Annotated in this window: 15 protein-coding genes and 1 tRNA gene; 3 read left to right on the top strand and 13 right to left on the bottom strand. The window is 46.3% G+C overall.

Going from position 1 to position 15783, the window contains the following annotated elements; genetic code table 11:
* Window positions 1-20: 20 nt before the first annotated feature.
* From FD968_RS09520 to FD968_RS09510, 3 genes are all read right to left on the bottom strand, one after another.
* Window positions 21-97 (bottom strand) — tRNA-Gln (locus FD968_RS09520).
* Between the two features lie 5 nt (window positions 98-102).
* Entirely contained in the window at window positions 103-987 is an 885-nt protein-coding gene (gene ispE / locus FD968_RS09515; RefSeq protein ID WP_215365904.1) for a 4-(cytidine 5'-diphospho)-2-C-methyl-D-erythritol kinase, read from the bottom strand.
* The gene (locus FD968_RS09510) at window positions 980-2467 is read right to left on the bottom strand and encodes a lipoprotein insertase outer membrane protein LolB (protein WP_215365902.1); all 1488 of its coding nucleotides are present in this window, start codon (window positions 2465-2467) and stop codon (window positions 980-982) included. Before FD968_RS09510 ends, ispE begins: the two co-directional genes overlap by 8 nt.
* A 35-nt stretch (window positions 2468-2502) precedes the next feature.
* On the opposite strand from FD968_RS09510, the gene mutM reads away from it, so the two are divergent.
* Together mutM and mutY are read left to right on the top strand one after the other, a co-directional pair.
* Window positions 2503-3339, top strand: coding sequence for a bifunctional DNA-formamidopyrimidine glycosylase/DNA-(apurinic or apyrimidinic site) lyase (gene mutM, locus FD968_RS09505; protein WP_215365900.1), 837 nt, complete (start codon window positions 2503-2505; stop codon window positions 3337-3339).
* Complete coding sequence (gene mutY, locus FD968_RS09500; protein ID WP_215365898.1) at window positions 3324-4466, top strand: A/G-specific adenine glycosylase; 1143 nt, start codon at window positions 3324-3326, stop codon at window positions 4464-4466. Before mutM ends, mutY begins: the two co-directional genes overlap by 16 nt.
* On the opposite strand, the gene rapZ is transcribed toward mutY, so the two are convergent.
* From rapZ to FD968_RS09455, 9 genes are all read right to left on the bottom strand, one after another.
* Window positions 4411-5301 (bottom strand): RNase adapter RapZ, encoded by an 891-nt coding sequence (rapZ, locus tag FD968_RS09495; protein WP_215365896.1) that lies wholly within the window; start codon window positions 5299-5301, stop codon window positions 4411-4413. The two genes, mutY and rapZ, sit on opposite strands and share 56 nt — an antisense overlap.
* Window positions 5302-5304: 3 nt before the next feature.
* Complete coding sequence (hprK, locus tag FD968_RS09490; protein WP_215365893.1) at window positions 5305-6291, bottom strand: HPr(Ser) kinase/phosphatase; 987 nt, start codon at window positions 6289-6291, stop codon at window positions 5305-5307.
* The gene (locus tag FD968_RS09485; protein ID WP_215365891.1) at window positions 6288-6749 is read right to left on the bottom strand and encodes a PTS sugar transporter subunit IIA; all 462 of its coding nucleotides are present in this window, start codon (window positions 6747-6749) and stop codon (window positions 6288-6290) included. The genes hprK and FD968_RS09485 overlap by 4 nt, the downstream gene beginning before the upstream one ends.
* Before the next feature lie 33 nt (window positions 6750-6782).
* Complete coding sequence (gene hpf / locus FD968_RS09480) at window positions 6783-7106, bottom strand: ribosome hibernation-promoting factor, HPF/YfiA family (RefSeq protein WP_215365889.1); 324 nt, start codon at window positions 7104-7106, stop codon at window positions 6783-6785.
* A gap of 183 nt (window positions 7107-7289) precedes the next feature.
* Window positions 7290-8057, bottom strand: coding sequence for an LPS export ABC transporter ATP-binding protein (gene lptB, locus FD968_RS09475; RefSeq protein ID WP_215365887.1), 768 nt, complete (start codon window positions 8055-8057; stop codon window positions 7290-7292).
* Window positions 8054-8605 carry an LptA/OstA family protein gene (locus tag FD968_RS09470; RefSeq protein ID WP_251367565.1) on the bottom strand — a complete coding sequence of 184 codons (552 nt, stop codon included), beginning with the start codon at window positions 8603-8605 and terminating at the stop codon, window positions 8054-8056. The genes lptB and FD968_RS09470 overlap by 4 nt, the downstream gene beginning before the upstream one ends.
* Before the next feature lie 10 nt (window positions 8606-8615).
* Window positions 8616-9257 carry an LPS export ABC transporter periplasmic protein LptC gene (lptC, locus tag FD968_RS09465; RefSeq protein ID WP_215365883.1) on the bottom strand — a complete coding sequence of 214 codons (642 nt, stop codon included), beginning with the start codon at window positions 9255-9257 and terminating at the stop codon, window positions 8616-8618.
* A gap of 3 nt (window positions 9258-9260) precedes the next feature.
* The gene (locus FD968_RS09460) at window positions 9261-9833 is read right to left on the bottom strand and encodes an HAD family hydrolase (RefSeq protein ID WP_215365881.1); all 573 of its coding nucleotides are present in this window, start codon (window positions 9831-9833) and stop codon (window positions 9261-9263) included.
* 21 nt (window positions 9834-9854) lie between these two features.
* Complete coding sequence (locus FD968_RS09455; RefSeq protein WP_215365879.1) at window positions 9855-10847, bottom strand: SIS domain-containing protein; 993 nt, start codon at window positions 10845-10847, stop codon at window positions 9855-9857.
* 11 nt (window positions 10848-10858) lie between these two features.
* Here FD968_RS09455 and FD968_RS09450 point away from each other — a divergent pair, with 11 nt between their 5' ends.
* Window positions 10859-12841 carry a monovalent cation:proton antiporter family protein gene (locus tag FD968_RS09450; protein WP_215365877.1) on the top strand — a complete coding sequence of 661 codons (1983 nt, stop codon included), beginning with the start codon at window positions 10859-10861 and terminating at the stop codon, window positions 12839-12841.
* Between the two features lie 23 nt (window positions 12842-12864).
* Here FD968_RS09450 and uvrA read toward each other — a convergent pair whose 3' ends face one another.
* Window positions 12865-15753, bottom strand: coding sequence for an excinuclease ABC subunit UvrA (gene uvrA / locus FD968_RS09445; protein ID WP_215365875.1), 2889 nt, complete (start codon window positions 15751-15753; stop codon window positions 12865-12867).
* Window positions 15754-15783 lie beyond the last annotated feature (30 nt).

Raw genomic sequence — 15783 nt, 5'->3', positions numbered from 1 at the left:
TTTGTCATTTCTACAGTATTTGGCAGGGGAAGAAGGATTCGAACCTTCGCATGCTGGAATCAAAATCCAGTGCCTTAACCAGCTTGGCGATTCCCCTACGGATCAATCTGAAGAAATCAAATTGTAAGCGGGATTTTTATTTAGCCCCCGAACAACCCGACCTATCCACCCTTTAGGAAGATTTTGTAGAAGATTTTCCAGTTTTGCGATATCAGCCTTAGGGTCTAAGACTGTAAAAACGCTACTTCCAGAGCCTGACATACGGGGTTCTGAGCCCGGTACCGCCTGACTAATCCAATCCAAAGCTTGCTTCACTTCAGGACAAATCCGCATCGCTACTGCCTGACAATCGTTTGAAAGATCTGACCATGGCGATGCAAGAAAGCCATCAATTGTAATCTGACCGTGATCTCGGGTCAATTCAGGGTCTTGAAAAATACTCTTGGTGGCGATCCCTTGATTGGGGAAGATCACCAAAAATTCACGGTCACCCAAGGAAATTTCGCGCATTTGTTCGCCAATTCCTTCAACAAACGCATTTTGGCCAAAAATGAAAAATGGCACATCAGCACCAAGTTTTAGGCCTATGTCGCAAAGCGTCTTTTGGTCTAAATTGAGATTCCAAAGGTGATTTAAGCCAATCAGAGTGGTGGCCGCATCCGATGATCCGCCTCCCAATCCTGCACCCATCGGAATTTCTTTTTGCAGATTAATTTCAACCCCAGAGTCAATCTTGGCAAAGTCTTTTAATAACTTTGCGGCGCGAACAACTAAATCTTGATCAGCTTGAACTCCAGTGATTGGATTAATGCGACGCACTTCATTTTCTGGGATGAGTTTTAAGTGAATGGTATCGCACCAATCAATCAACTGAAAGACGGATTGCAGCAAGTGATAATCATCGGCCCTGCGCCCAACGATGTGTAGAAATAAATTTAGCTTAGCTGGTGAGCGAAGCCTTATGGACTGGTGGTTCACTTCACTCATTTGGGTTGTCAAAGACTAGGCGAATATCAATTGATCCAATGTTTGAGCTACGACTCATGTTAAGTTTTTCAAGACGATTTTTATTGCCCCAGGTATAAACCAAGTCCCAGCCATCTTGATTGATTTTGCTCACTTGCCCCTTGGGATTTCTCTCAATGCTTGCCTCGCCACCTGGTCGGACTTCACCTCTTAGCCAGTTAGATAAACCTCTTGCTGGTAAGGGAAGCCCTAGGGTATTTTGAACAAGGGTATCTGCATCAATCGCAGTAACTACTTGGCCATCGCGCTCAAGAGTTGCTTCGCCAGGCATGATCGTAATTTTTGCAATAGATCCGCCAACAGGATTGCGTATTTCTAGGACGTCTTTAAGCTGTTCTTGTGTGAGCGTAAAGCCGCCCGATCCGCCCTGAGTTTGCGCATCGGTAAGGCCTGTGACCTTAACGGCGAAGCGCCCATCCCAAGAGCCGGAAGCTGCTTGATTCGTATTGGACCAATCCGGCTTTAAGCGTTTTAAAGTTTCTTTCAGCGTGGGATTATTAGCATCTAATTTTTGACCTTGTTGCCACATCTCTTCTGCTTCAGTGCGACGACCCATTACCCACAATACCTCACCGGTATGTGCTGCAATGTCAGCCTCGGGTTTCATTCGGAATGCTTGTTGAAGTTGCTCTAAAGCAAGCTCATTTTTTCCAAGACGAAAGTTAACCCAACCCAGGCTATCCAAAATGAAGCCATCTTTAGGTGAGAGCTGATGAGCTTTGCTAATGAGAGCAAAAGCTTCTGGTAGTTTGATATTTCGATCCGCGAGGCTGTAACCCAAAGCATTTAAAGAGTTGGCATCATTTGGGCTCTTGCGCAAAATTTCACGCAAGGTTTTTTCCATCACATCTAGACGCCCAGCTTTTTCTGCTGACATGGCATAGGTGTAGAGAAGTCCTGGATCTTTGGGTAGCGGTTTTGCGGTTGATGCGATTTCATAGAAAGCGCGCAATGCATCTGACTCATCTTTTGCTTTGCTGAGCAAAGCTTGTAGCTGCAGTAATGTATTTTCTTGCTGCGCTGGAGTTTGCTGTTGAAGCAAAGCAATTGCGGGCTTTACCGCATCAGACCAACGATTGCTTAAGACGAGCAATGTGATCAGAACTTCTTTGGGTTTAGTTTGAGATGCCGGAGATAGGCTATCCCACGTTTTGGCAGCATTTAAAGCCAATTCAGGGGAGCCGCCGGCAATTCCAATTTCCATCGCTCTTTGGGCAAGTCGCGGGTCCTTATATTGGCGGGCTAATTCCATATAGGTGTTGTACGCCAAGCCAGCTTCACCTCTTTGCAAAGCGATTTCTGAGGCTAATACTTCAAAAATAGCTTGCCCAGACTGTCCTTCGTCTGCTTGAGCAAGCGCATACCCAGATACAGCACTCAGGCAGGCAGTAAAGAGAAGTAATAAACCCTTGAAATAGGATTTAAGTAAAAATTTGCTCATAAGCACATTCTAATCTGCGAATCTACAATTGATTTATGCCAGAACTTCCAGAAGTTGAAGTCACCAGATTGGGAATTACCCCTCACCTACAGGGGCGTGCTATTAGTGCTGTCAAGGTCCTTGATGGGCGCTTGCGTTGGCCTGTCCCTAAAACCTTGCCAAAGATCTTGCCCGGTCAAAAAGTGCATGCTATTGAAAGGCGCGGTAAGTACCTATTAATTGAACTGGATACGGGCCATCTCTTAGTCCATTTAGGAATGACGGGCACCTTGCGTGTATTACCTAGTACCGACCCCTTGAAGTTGCATGATCGTGTGACTTTAGAGTTTGGAAACTTGAGTCTGCGTCTGCATGATCCTAGAAAATTTGGCGCGGTGTTGTGGCATCCAAAAACCAAAGGCCCAATAGAAAAAAATGTTCTCCTGCAAAAGTTGGGGGTTGAACCTTTTTCATCAGCCTTTGCTGGAGAACTTGGCGCTGAAATCTTGTATCAAGCCTCTCGTAAACGTAGCGTTGCTGTTAAACAATTTCTATTGGCTGGTCAAGCGGTAGTTGGTGTTGGCAATATTTATTGCTCCGAAAGTTTGTTTGAGGCTGGCATTCATCCAGCAAAACCAGCGGGGAAGCTGACGCGTCCTCAATGTTCTCGCTTAGCTGAAGCGGTGAGATTGATTTTGAAAAAAGCGATTGCTGCTGGCGGTAGTAGCTTAAAAGACTTTGTCAATAGTGATGGTGACCCAGGACATTTCATGGTGCAAACCAAAGTCTATGATCGCAAAGATCAGCCATGTAAAGTTTGTAAAACACCGATCAAGCAGATTGTGCAGGGTCAGCGCTCCACCTATTTTTGTCCTGCATGTCAAAAGCGCTAATCAATACTTTTTCTGAAAAGCTGATTGCTTGGCATGCTCGCAGTGGCCGGTCGGGTCTACCTTGGCAGGGCAATAGAGATCCTTATGCGGTGTGGGTTTCAGAAATTATGTTGCAACAAACTCAAGTGGCAACTGTCCTAGAGCGTTACCCCCGGTTTATGAAGCGCTTTCCGACAGTGAAAAAATTAGCTAGCGCGCATATTGATGAGGTATTGGCAGAGTGGGCTGGATTGGGCTATTACTCGCGGGCTAGAAATTTACATGACTGTGCGCAGCAAGTCGTTAAAGAGTTTGCCGGACAATTTCCGAGTGATCCAATCTTGCTTGAGCAACTTAAAGGCATAGGACGCTCAACAGCAGGCGCCATTGCTGCATTTGCATTTCATGTGAAAGCCCCAATTCTCGATGCGAATGTCAAAAGAATTTTGGCGCGCTTGTTTGCTGTTGAGGGTCCTTTGCAAGATAAGGCAGTGAATGATCGTTTATGGCAATTGGCTGGTCAGCTCTTGCCCGCCAAAGCTAAGGATATGCCGGTGTATACCCAGGCGCTAATGGACTTTGGTGCTACTTGGTGCACTGCTCGTAAGCCCGTTTGTCTGGACAATGAAAAAAAGTGTCCATATGAGAAACAATGCCAAGCAAATTTAAGCGATCAAGTCTTGTCTTTACCGCACAAGACTTTGAAAGCGAAGTCACCCGAGTTTGACTGTGACATGCTCCTAGTGAGGTCGGGTAATTTCATTCTTTTACAAAAGCGTCCAAGTAAAGCTATCTGGGGCGGCTTATGGTCTTTGCCAGAGTCTGTCTGGATCACGAAATCTACCCCGAAAAAATCAATTCCAAGGCTTCAGAATTTATTTGCAGCGGCTTTACCAGAGGAGGGGGCTACTCCGTGGCTGAAGGCCTGTAAAGTTGTCAAGGCAGGACCTCAAATCAAGCATGTATTTACCCACCGACGCTTGTGGATGCAGATTTGGCATGTAAATGCCCCTAAGCTTGTAGAGCCTCAAAGCAGCAATCTAAAGTGGGTTCCCTTAAGTCAATTGGGGCGCTATGGTCTCCCGCAACCGATTAAGGTTTTGCTGCAGGGATTGAGTCTAGTTCGCGGTGACGATCTAAAAAATTAAGCTGTAGATCAATAAATTCTTTTTGGGCACGGAAGTGTTCGCTAATTCGGTTGACTAAATAGACCGAGCGATGTTGTCCACCAGTACAGCCAATCGCAACGGTTAGGTAACTGCGCCCATCTGCGATGTAGTGCGGTAACCATTTCTCAATAAATTGAGTGATGTCAATTTCCATGCTGACTACCTCTGGAATTTTCTCCAGAAATTCTTTTACGGGTTTGTCGTTACCGGTTAAGGGTCTTAAGACCTTGTCGTAATGGGGATTAGGCAAACAACGTACATCAAATACAAGATCCGCTTCGCTAGGCACGCCCTTTTTAAAACCAAAGGATTCAAAAATGACTGTCAGGCCAACGGGTTTATCTTTGAGTAGATCCTGAATCCAAGAGCGCAATGCATGTGCTGGTAGGTTGCTGGTATCAATACTATGTGCTTGTGTGCGGAGAGGTTCTAACAATCCCCGCTCTTTATCAATGGCTTCGATTAAGGTTGCCGATTGAGTTTGCTTGGCACTTGTTGAGAGGGGATGTCGCCGGCGGGTTTCAGAGAAGCGTTGTACCAAGGTGTTGGTATCTGCATTTAAGAAGACGATTCTTACTTGGTGACTACGTTTCAGATTTTCTAGAATCGAAGGGAGCTCCGCAATCGATTGACCGCGGCGAGCATCAATAGCAACGGCAACACGCTCACAATTTTCATTTGCAAGAGTGCTAATGAGATTTTCTAGAAGCGAGACGGGGAGGTTATCAACACAATCGTAGCCTGCATCTTCAAACGCCCTTAAGGCTACTGATTTACCTGAGCCTGAGATTCCGGTAATCAGATTGATTTGCATGGCTTAAAGTAATCGCCCTTGGGCTTTAATGGAATCTGCCTCGGCATTCATTTGCAGTCGTTGGCGCTCGATAAATTCTTTGAGTGTATCGATGCCACGTAATTGCAAAATCGTATTACGTACAGCCGCTTCTACTAGTACGGCTAAGTTTCGGCCTGCCGCCACTTGAATTTTCACCATCCGAATCGGAATACCCAAAACATCAATATGTTGAGCTTCTAGTGGCAATCTCTCGAATTCACCATCGGTGCGTCGAACCAATTGCACGATGAGGCGTAGTTTCAGTTTACGGCGCACTGCTGTTTCACCAAAAATCGTGCGAATGTCCAGCAGACCGAGTCCGCGAACCTCAAGGAGATTACGCAGAATTACTGGACAGCGACCTTCAATGTAATCTGGACCAAGGCGCGCAAAATCAACTGCATCATCGGCAACTAAGCCATGCCCACGAGAAATCAATTCCAAGCCCAATTCACTTTTACCTAAGCCAGATTCACCAGTAAGCAAAACACCTAAACCCAAGATATCCATGAATACGCCATGCATGGTAATTTGTGGCGCACCAATTTTGGTTAAGTATGTACGTAGGTGATCAATGACTTCTGCAGCAGAAATATTAGTCGTAAATAGTGGTGTAGATGAGCGTTGGCAAAAGAGTTGTAAATCTGGATCTGCAGGCTTGCCGTCGGCCACAATCACACACGGTGGTGTTTTAGAAATCAGGCTAGCTATTTGCTCTTGTTTTTGCTCAGGCTCAAGCGCTGCGTGATAGTCAACCTCTTGTTCGCCAAATATTTGAATGCGACTAGGATGAATGAGATTTAAGTGACCCACTAAATCAGAGCTAGCTGCTGCCGCCTTAACAGCCTCGGGTGGGAAGGTGCGATCGGCACCCTCAAGACCACCGATCCATGACAGTTTGAGATCAGAAACGTTATCATCAAAAATCTGCTGAGCAGTCACTCCATCTAAGAGTAATGGCTGAGTCATTTTGTATTACCCCAATGCTGCAATAGTTCACAAACCATCGTGGGGTCAGTAGCGGAAATCAATTTCTCGCGCGCATCTGAATCTGATAGCAGTTGTGCAATAGAGGACAGAATTTCTAAATGTTGTTGGGTTGCCTTTTCTGGAACCAGCAAAAAAATGAGTATGGAAACAGACTCACCATCGGGCGCTGCAAATTCGATGGGATCTTTGAGCTTCATGAAGGCGGCTGCAGGTTGCTTTAGACCTTTTACGCGACCGTGGGGAATCGCTACACCAGCCCCCAGTGCTGTTGAACCTAAATCTTCACGGGCATTGAGGAATTCCACCACGGAAGTTGCATCAATACCAACTTGTTTCGAAAATAATTCCCCGGCTGCTGCAAACGCATCAGCTCTGTTTTTGGCAGGGTTATCTAATGCAATGCAGTCAGGGGTAAAAAGATTAGTCAGGGCATTCATTGCAGATGATTATAGGTGTCCTGACACTTAAGCTTACTCAAAATGCTTTTCGTGATGGTGATCTTGAATCTTTTCTTTATGTTTGACGACCTGACGCTCAAGCTTATCGACTACGGCATCCATGGCGTGATAGAGGTCGGCATTATGTGCTTCAGCAAAGAGTTCCTTGCCTTTAAGGTGAATGGTGATCTCGGCGCTCTGACGCAGATCCTTTTCTTTGGCGTTATCTACTACCAAAAAGGCAGATGCATCAATGACGTGATCGAAGTGCTTACGAATTTTGGCTAACCCCGCCTCAAGATGCGTGCGCATTGCAGGGGTAACTTCTAGATGGCGGCTATTAATTTTTAAATTCATGAGCAACTCCTTATATCAACGCGTGCGCATAGCTATACCCGGGGTGCGCAGCAAGCCCCTGTCTTTTTTGAGCTGTTTTTTTTGGAAAATGAACCATGAGCCTCCAGCGTATCAGCGATTTTGCTGAAAACCAAGAGGGAAAAGCACTTTTTATGACTTATACGGATAGATGCCTTATCTGGCTTACATCCGGAAGTTTTCACCCAAGTAGACCCTACGGACAGCATCATTTTGAATAATTTGATCGGGCTTACCTTCTGCTAGAACGCTTCCCTCGCTGATGATGTAGGCGTGATCACAAATACCCAGGGTTTCGCGCACATTGTGGTCGGTGATCAAAACCCCAATTTGGCGATCACGTAAGAATCGAACAATTCTCTGAATTTCCCCAACGGCAATAGGGTCAACACCCGCAAATGGTTCGTCAAGCAAGATGAATTTTGGTTGAGATGCTAGGGCGCGCGCGATTTCTACACGACGTCTCTCGCCGCCGGAAAGTGACAGAGCAGGATTGTTGCGTAGGTGGCCAATTTGCAACTCACCCAGCAGCTCATCTAGGCGGTCGGCAATTTCTGCTTTGGTTAATGGTTTTCCACCTTGTACTTGCAGTTCTAGAACTGCTTGAATATTTTCAGCAACGTTCAGTTTTCTAAAAACAGAAGCTTCTTGAGGGAGGTAAGACAAGCCCATGCGTGCCCGCTCATGAATCGGTAAGTGGGTAATATCGGCGCCATCCAAAATAATCTGGCCAGCGTCTAGTGGGACCAGGCCAACAATCATGTAGAAAGATGTTGTTTTACCTGCACCATTTGGGCCCAGTAGACCAACGACTTCACCACATTTCACTTCGACTGATACATCTCTTACTACCGTCCGAGAGCCATAGCGCTTTTGGAGGTTTCTGGCGCTAAGGGTAGCAGTAGAAGGGGTTTGAGCTAAATCCGTTGTCATTTTTCTAATGTAGCTTTTCGTCTTGGTGAAAGGATTGCTCTAGCTAAAGGCAAATCCTCTGGTTTCGCATTTACAGGAGGCGTTACGCGATAGCGCTCTTTAATATCATCGTACTCAATTTTCCAGCCTTGTAATTGATCTAGCATCTGCATATTCAAGGAGCGCTTCAGGCTGGCATCACCGGTAATGGTAAGCACCTCTGTCTTAGCATTGTAGGTAACCTGGGAACCGCGACCCTGCATAAACTCATCCGCAGGACCTTCTCTGCGTTGCCGAAAGCTGGCAGTAGTGTCAGAAGATCCTTTGACATCAACCAATTCGTAGCCCTCGGGATCAACTTGAATGTGACCATCTTCACCGGTCACAACGATAGTGCCTTTAATCAATAACACTTGACCTTTTAAGTCATAAATCTGTTGCACGTCATTTACCGAAACTTTTTCAGCTTCAAGAATGATGGGTTTGTCTTGATCTGCTTTTTCTGCATGAGCGATGCTGCTAAGCATCAGCATACAAAGTGCAAACACGAGAAGAGGTAGACGATTCATAGCAAACATTTTATTGAGCGCTCCGTGGAGCGCGTTCTATGCGCCCTTTGACTTGGCCAGAAAGCGTCATGCTCTGTTGAATGTTGTCGAAGGTTCCACCCTCTGTCGAATGCATAACTGACATGCCTTGCTCTAGGGTGATTGGTCTATTAGTTTCAACAATATCGTCGTTAATCAAAACCTTGAAATAACTAGAGGAGGCAAGCATACGCAAAGTCGCGGGTTCTGAAGCTGTAGCTGCCTGTGCTGGTCGATAAATTGAGGCGTTATCAAAGAGCTCTAGGATGGTGAGATCCCCATCGAGATGTCCGGTATTTGACTTGACGGTTACGGGTGCTTTCTCGGGTTGAAACAAACGCATGCGTGGTACATCAATGTCAATCGATGCATCATCATCGTAGTGAGTAACTTTATTACCCAGAATTCTGTATTTAGTAGTACCTAATTCATTTAACGCCGAAAGAGTACCGTCTTTAATAATGTAGTCGGGTTCATGTAGGCGAACGCGCTCGAGCATGGAGCTTTCTGGCGGTGTATTTTTTTGCACCAACCAAAATGTCATCAGCGTCAAGGCACCCATCAATATCAAAGGCATGAGCCGCAATAGCGTGCGCCCAATACTCAGTTTGATTCGTTGCGAATTCAATTGCATTGCTTACTGGCGAGCCTTATTCAGCAAGTCATCGTAGTGGTTTTGGGCTTTTAGGATGAGGTCGCATGCTTCACGCACAGCGCTATTACCACCTGTATGTATGGTGACAAAATGCGCAAACTCTTTGACGGCATCGTGAGCTTGTGCTGGAGCAATTCGCAAGCCAGCATGTTTCATCATGGCCAGATCTGGCCAGTCATCACCCATTACGGCGCAGTCACTCGCTTTCAACCCCAGTGATTTGAGAACCTCTTCTAGAGCAATCGCTTTATTTTCAACGCCCATGTGAACTTGTTTGATACCGAGTTCATCACAACGCGCTAAGACCATCTTAGAGTTTCTGCCGGTGATAATCGCTGTTGGGATGCCGCATTGTTCCAGTAGTTTGATGCCTAAACCATCTTGAATATCAAATGCCTTTAAGGATTCTTTCCCATCAGCACCAATCCATACTTGCCCATTCGTCAGTACGCCATCAACATCTAAAACTAGTAGCTTCACTTTGCCAGCGCGCTCCCATGCTTGTGGATACTGAGACAGGGGGTTTGTATTGTGAGTATTAAAGGCGCTAGGCATGAGATTCAATCAGCAACGAGATTAAATTACTTTGGCTGCAAAGAGATCATGCAGATTGAGGGCGCCCAGTAAACATCCATCTTTATCAGTAACAACTAAATGATTGATACGATGTTTTTCCATCATCTCAATCGCTTCTTCTGCCAAGAGTTCTGGTGGAATAGTACGGGGGCTGGCTGTAGTGGCGTTTTGGAGTGTGATGCCACTGAGATTAGTATTTTTCTCAAGTAGTCTACGCAAATCGCCGTCGGTCAAAATGCCGAATACTTTCTGTTTTTCATCTAATGTCACCACCATACCCATACGCTTGGAGGTCATCTCTAACAAGGCATCTTGGAGAGAGGCTTGGATAGAAATTTTTGGTGTGTCTTCAAAGCTACGCATCACTTCGCTGACATGCATCAATTGTTTGCGACCTAAGCGACCACCAGGATGTGAGCGTTGGAAATCTTCAGCCTGAAATCCGCGTGCATCCAACAATGCCACGGCCAATGCATCACCCATCGCTAATGCAGCGGTGGTGCTAGTTGTGGGAGCAAGATTGAGTGGGCAAGCTTCTTTTTCAACGCTGGTATCCAAGTGGGCATCCGCTAATTTCGCGAGCGAAGAATCAGGTGCGCCAGTAAGAGCAATCAGTTTTGCGCCAGTGCGCTTCACAATCGGCACGATAGTTAACAATTCTTCAGTCTCACCAGAATTTGAAAGCGCAACAAAAACATCATCCCTGGTGACCATACCTAAATCACCATGACTGGCTTCAGCTGGATGAACAAAAAAAGCAGGGGAGCCAGTTGAGGCAAAGGTGGCGGCAATCTTGCGGGCAATATGCCCAGATTTACCAATTCCGGAGACTACGATTCTGCCTTTGCAGTCATGCAGCAATTCCACTGCATGTACAAGGGCATCGGCGTTAATGCCCTCAAGGCGATCACGCATGGTTTGCAGTGCAGCAGCCTCCATAGTGAGGGTGTCGCGCGCAAGCTTTAGGGTACGTTCACGAGTCTTAGCTATCATCGAGTAAGTATATGCCGTCAGTCCTTCAATTAACTCTCATTCTCCTAGCCGCTGGTGTGGCTGGAGTAGTTATTTTCCGCTATTTTGGCTTACCCCCTATTTTGGGCTATTTGGCCATTGGCGTGCTGATTGGACCCAATGCCCTGGCTTTAGCGAACGACTCCTCAACGGTCAAGTATTTGGCTGAATTTGGGGTGGTTTTCTTAATGTTCTCGATTGGCCTGGAATTTAATCTGCATAAGCTGAGATCAATGCGCACGATCGTATTTGGTCTTGGCGGCAGTCAGGTTGTTTTGACGATGTTGTTAGCAGTGCCGGCTAGCCTGTTAATGAATTGGATTTACCCTATTTCTTGGCAGGCAGCGATTGCTTTGGGTGGCGCCTTAGCAATGTCTTCCACTGCGATTGTGACCAAGCTCCTCTCAGATCGTTCTGAATTAGAAACGGAGCATGGTCGAAATGTTGTTGGTATTTTGCTATTCCAAGATTTGGCAGTGGTCTTTTTATTGATCTTGATTCCTTCCTTAGGAAAAAATCCAACAGATCTCTTGGTTGCTCTGACTGCAGCCTCCATCAAAATTACCGTTGCTCTGGCCTTGATCTTCTTTATTGGCCAATCGCTCATGAGTCGCTGGTTTAGATTAGTTGCGAAGTTGCGTTCACAAGAGTTGTTCATGCTCAACCTCTTGTTGATTGTGCTCGGTATGGCAGGCCTAACAGAGCACTTTGGTTTGTCTCTAGCGCTCGGTGCGTTTTTGGCAGGTATGTTGATTTCAGAAACACCGTATCGTCACCAGGTTGAAGAAGATGTCAAACCATTCCGTGATGTGTTGCTAGGACTCTTCTTTATTACGATTGGCATGTTGCTTGACTTCAATGTCATTCGTGAGCAGTGGATTTTGGTGGTAGCGCTATTGATTGGCCCCTTGGTCTTTAAGTTTGGCTTGATCGCACTACTCTCTAGAGTCTTTGGGTCTAGCACTGGCATCTCCATTAGAACGGGCTTGTGTCTTGCTCAAGCTGGCGAATTCGGATTCGTATTGCTCACTCAAATTGATGGTTTGGATTTGATTGATCCTATTCTGAGTCAAGCTGTTCTGGCAGCAATGTTGCTATCAATGTTCTGTGCTCCCTTCTTAGTAGAGTACAGCGATCGGATTGCGATGCGCTTCTCCAGTAATGAGTGGTTATTGCAATCGCTTGCATTGACACGTGTTGCAGCAAAAAGTGTACGTAATGAAAATCATGTGATCATCTGCGGCTTTGGTCGTTCAGGACAAAGCTTGGCTCGCATGCTCGATCAGGAAAAGATTCCTTATATTGCTTTGGATTTAGATCCTGATCGCGTAAAGGAGGCTGCCGCTGCTGGCGATAATGTGGTGTATGGCGATGCAAGCCGTGAAAACTATTTAATCGCCGCTGGCCTCTCTAGAGCAAAGACTGTTGTCATTACCTATGCTGATACTGCTGCGAGTTTGCGTGTGCTTCGTCAAGTTGAACGTTTGCGTCCTGGTATGACAGTGCTGGTTCGAACTAGAGATGATGCAGATATTGCTAAATTGCAAGCAGCCGGGGCCACCGAAGTAGTTCCCGAGTTGATTGAGGGCAGCCTCATGATTGCATCCCATGTCTTATTGATTATGGGCGTCCCAATGCGTAAGGTAGTGAGACGCATTACAACTGCGCGCGAAGAGCGCTATAGCTTATTACGTGGTTATTTCCGGGGTGCGGGTGATGATGACTTTGGTTCAAATGAATCTTGGCGTTTGCATTCGATTACTTTGTTACCGAATTCCCAAGCGGTTGGAAAAACATTGGACGAGCTTGACCTCGGGAGCGTGGGCATCAGTGTTCAGGCAGTTCGTCGCAAGGGGTTAAATGCAGACTATGCAAAACTGGTATTGACACCAGAATTACAACTGCAGGCTAACGATATTTTGGTGGTCTCAGGTAATTCAGAGGCGACCGACTTGGCCGAAGCTAAATTACTCTGAGATTGTCTGCAGTATTGCTTTGCCTATTTCTTTTTCTTGGTAGCGACTGGTTTGCGAGTGAGTAATGGTGCTAAGTAATGACCTGTAAAACTCAACTCATTCTTCGCAACGTCCTCAGGTGTACCAGTGGCAATGATTTGACCACCACCGGCGCCACCCTTAGGACCTAAGTCAATAATCCAATCGGCAGTCTTAATGACATCTAAGTTATGTTCGATGATCACAATCGTATTACCTTGCTTCTTCAGTGTTTGAATCACTGTTAGGAGCAACTGAATATCGTGGAAGTGTAAGCCGGTGGTAGGTTCATCTAGGATGTAGAGGGTTCTACCAGTATCTCGCTTAGAAAGCTCAAGGGATAACTTCACACGCTGTGCTTCGCCGCCCGACAGAGTCGTCGCACTCTGTCCAAGCTTCACATAACCTAGGCCAACATCTAATAATGTTTTGAGCTTGCGCTTGACAACAGGAACTGCCTCAAAGAATTCATGAGCTTGTTCGATCGTCATCGAGAGCACTTCATGAATATTCTTGCCTTTATAGCGAATATCTAAAGTCTCCCGGTTGTAGCGTTTGCCATGGCAAACATCGCAAGGTACATAGACATCTGGCAAAAAGTGCATTTCTACTTTGAGGACGCCATCTCCTTCGCAAGAATCGCAACGACCACCTTTGACGTTAAAGGAGAAGCGACCAGCTTCGTAGCCACGTTCGCGAGCAGCAGGAACGCCTGCAAAAAGTTCGCGAATTGGTGTAAAGAGACCGGTATAGGTAGCGGGGTTGGATCGAGGCGTTCTGCCAATCGGTGATTGATCCACGCTAATGACTTTGTCAAAATGCTCTAAGCCCTTCATCGCATCATGCGCAGCTGGTTCGGCATTAGAACCATACAAATGCTGGGCAACAGCGTGATGGAGGGTGTCATTAATGAGGGTGGACTTGCCTGAACCAGATACGCCGGTAACGCATGTGAGTAGTCCAACAGGAATCTTTGCATGCACGGATTGCAAGTTATTGCCGCGCGCCCCAATGATTTCTAAAAAACGATCATTCACCGGAATACGTTTTTGTGGAACTTCAATCGCTTCACGACCAGCAAGGTATGCGCCAGTTAATGATTTTGGATTGGCTTCCACTTCAGCAGGAGTACCTTCGGCAACGATTTCACCACCATGAACGCCAGCGCCTGGACCGATATCAATGACCCAATCAGATGCGCGAATCATATCTTCATCATGCTCAACCACTAAAACGCTATTACCTAAATCACGCAGGTGTTTTAGGGTGCCAATCAAACGATCGTTATCGCGTTGATGCAGTCCAATGGAGGGCTCGTCCAATACATACATCACCCCAGTTAAGCCAGAACCAATCTGGCTTGCAAGCCGAATGCGCTGAGCTTCTCCACCAGAAAGAGTATCTGCGCTTCGCTCCAAAGAGAGGTAATCCAGGCCAACATCATTTAAGAAGCGTAGACGTGCGCTGATTTCTTTCACAATCTTATCGGCGATTTCTCTCTTAGCCCCTTTAAGCTCGAGCGCTTCAAAGTATTCTTTAGCTTCTTTGAGAGGCAAGGCGCTGATCTCATAGATGGCGCGAGATTGTTTCTTTTCGCCTACTTTGACAAAGCGCGCCTCTTTACGCAAACGACTGCCATTACATTCTGGGCAGATTTGAATATTTTGATAGCGCGCAAGTTCTTCACGCACTGTGACAGAATCCGTCTCGCGATAGCGACGTTCAAAGTTGGCAACAATACCTTCAAAAGCATGTTCACGAATACTATTCTTGCCACGTTCATTGATGTATTCAAAAGGAATGGTGACATCCCCTGAGCCTAAGAGGATGAGGTCCTGTTGTTTCTTAGATAGCGTTTCAAAAGGCTTCTCGACATCAAAGCCGCCATGCTTGGCGAGGGTTTGCAGGAGTTTGAAGTAAAACTGATTGCGGCGATCCCAGCCTTTAATTGCACCAGAGGCAAGGGATAAATCCGGATGTGCCACGATGCGCTTAGGATCAAAGAAGGATTGGTGCCCAAGACCATCACAGGATGGGCAGGCACCCATTGGATTATTAAAGGAAAAGAGGCGAGGCTCCAGCTCTTGCAATGAGTATGAGCAAACAGGACAAGCAAACTTGCTTGAGAAAATCATTTCTTTGCCAGTATCCATGTCAACGATCATGGCTTTACCGTCAGCTAGACGTAGCGCTGTTTCGAAAGATTCGGCAAGGCGTTGCTGAATATCGGGACGCACTTTAATGCGGTCTACTACGACTTCAATGGAATGCTTATCGTTTTTCTTGAGTTCAGGTAATTGATCGACTTCAAAAATTTCTGCTTTCGCGATGTTCGCTGTGCCGCCACCAGAGCGCACCCGAAAGCGCACAAAGCCTTGCGCTTGGAGGTCTTGGAAGAGATCAACGAATTCACCCTTACGCTCGCTAACGACTGGAGCCAGAATCATAAGCTTGGTGTCTTCTGGCATTGATAGCACGGTATCCACCATTTGCGAAACACTTTGAGCTTCTAATGGAAGATCGTGATCAGGACAATGTGGCGTGCCTGCGCGCGCAAACAAGAGGCGGAGGTAATCATGAATTTCAGTCACGGTACCAACGGTAGAGCGCGGGTTATGACTCGTTGCTTTTTGCTCAATCGAGATTGCAGGTGATAGACCTTCGATCGTATCGACATCAGGTTTTTCCATTAACTGCAAAAACTGACGCGCATATGCGGAGAGAGATTCAACATAGCGACGTTGGCCTTCGGCATAGAGTGTGTCAAAAGCTAACGAGCTTTTGCCAGATCCAGATAGGCCAGTTAAGACAACAAGTTTCTCTCTAGGGATGTCTAGATTGATGTTTTTGAGGTTGTGGGTGCGGGCACCGCGGATCTTGATTTCGTTATTCATGATTTTTTAGCGTAACTTGTTAATATAGCT

It is taken from the genome of Polynucleobacter sp. AP-Titi-500A-B4, from assembly GCF_018688095.1.
GTDB lineage: Bacteria > Pseudomonadota > Gammaproteobacteria > Burkholderiales > Burkholderiaceae > Polynucleobacter.
The sequence above is the reverse complement of the archived record's forward strand: the minus strand, read 5'-3'. Positions and strand labels throughout refer to the sequence as shown.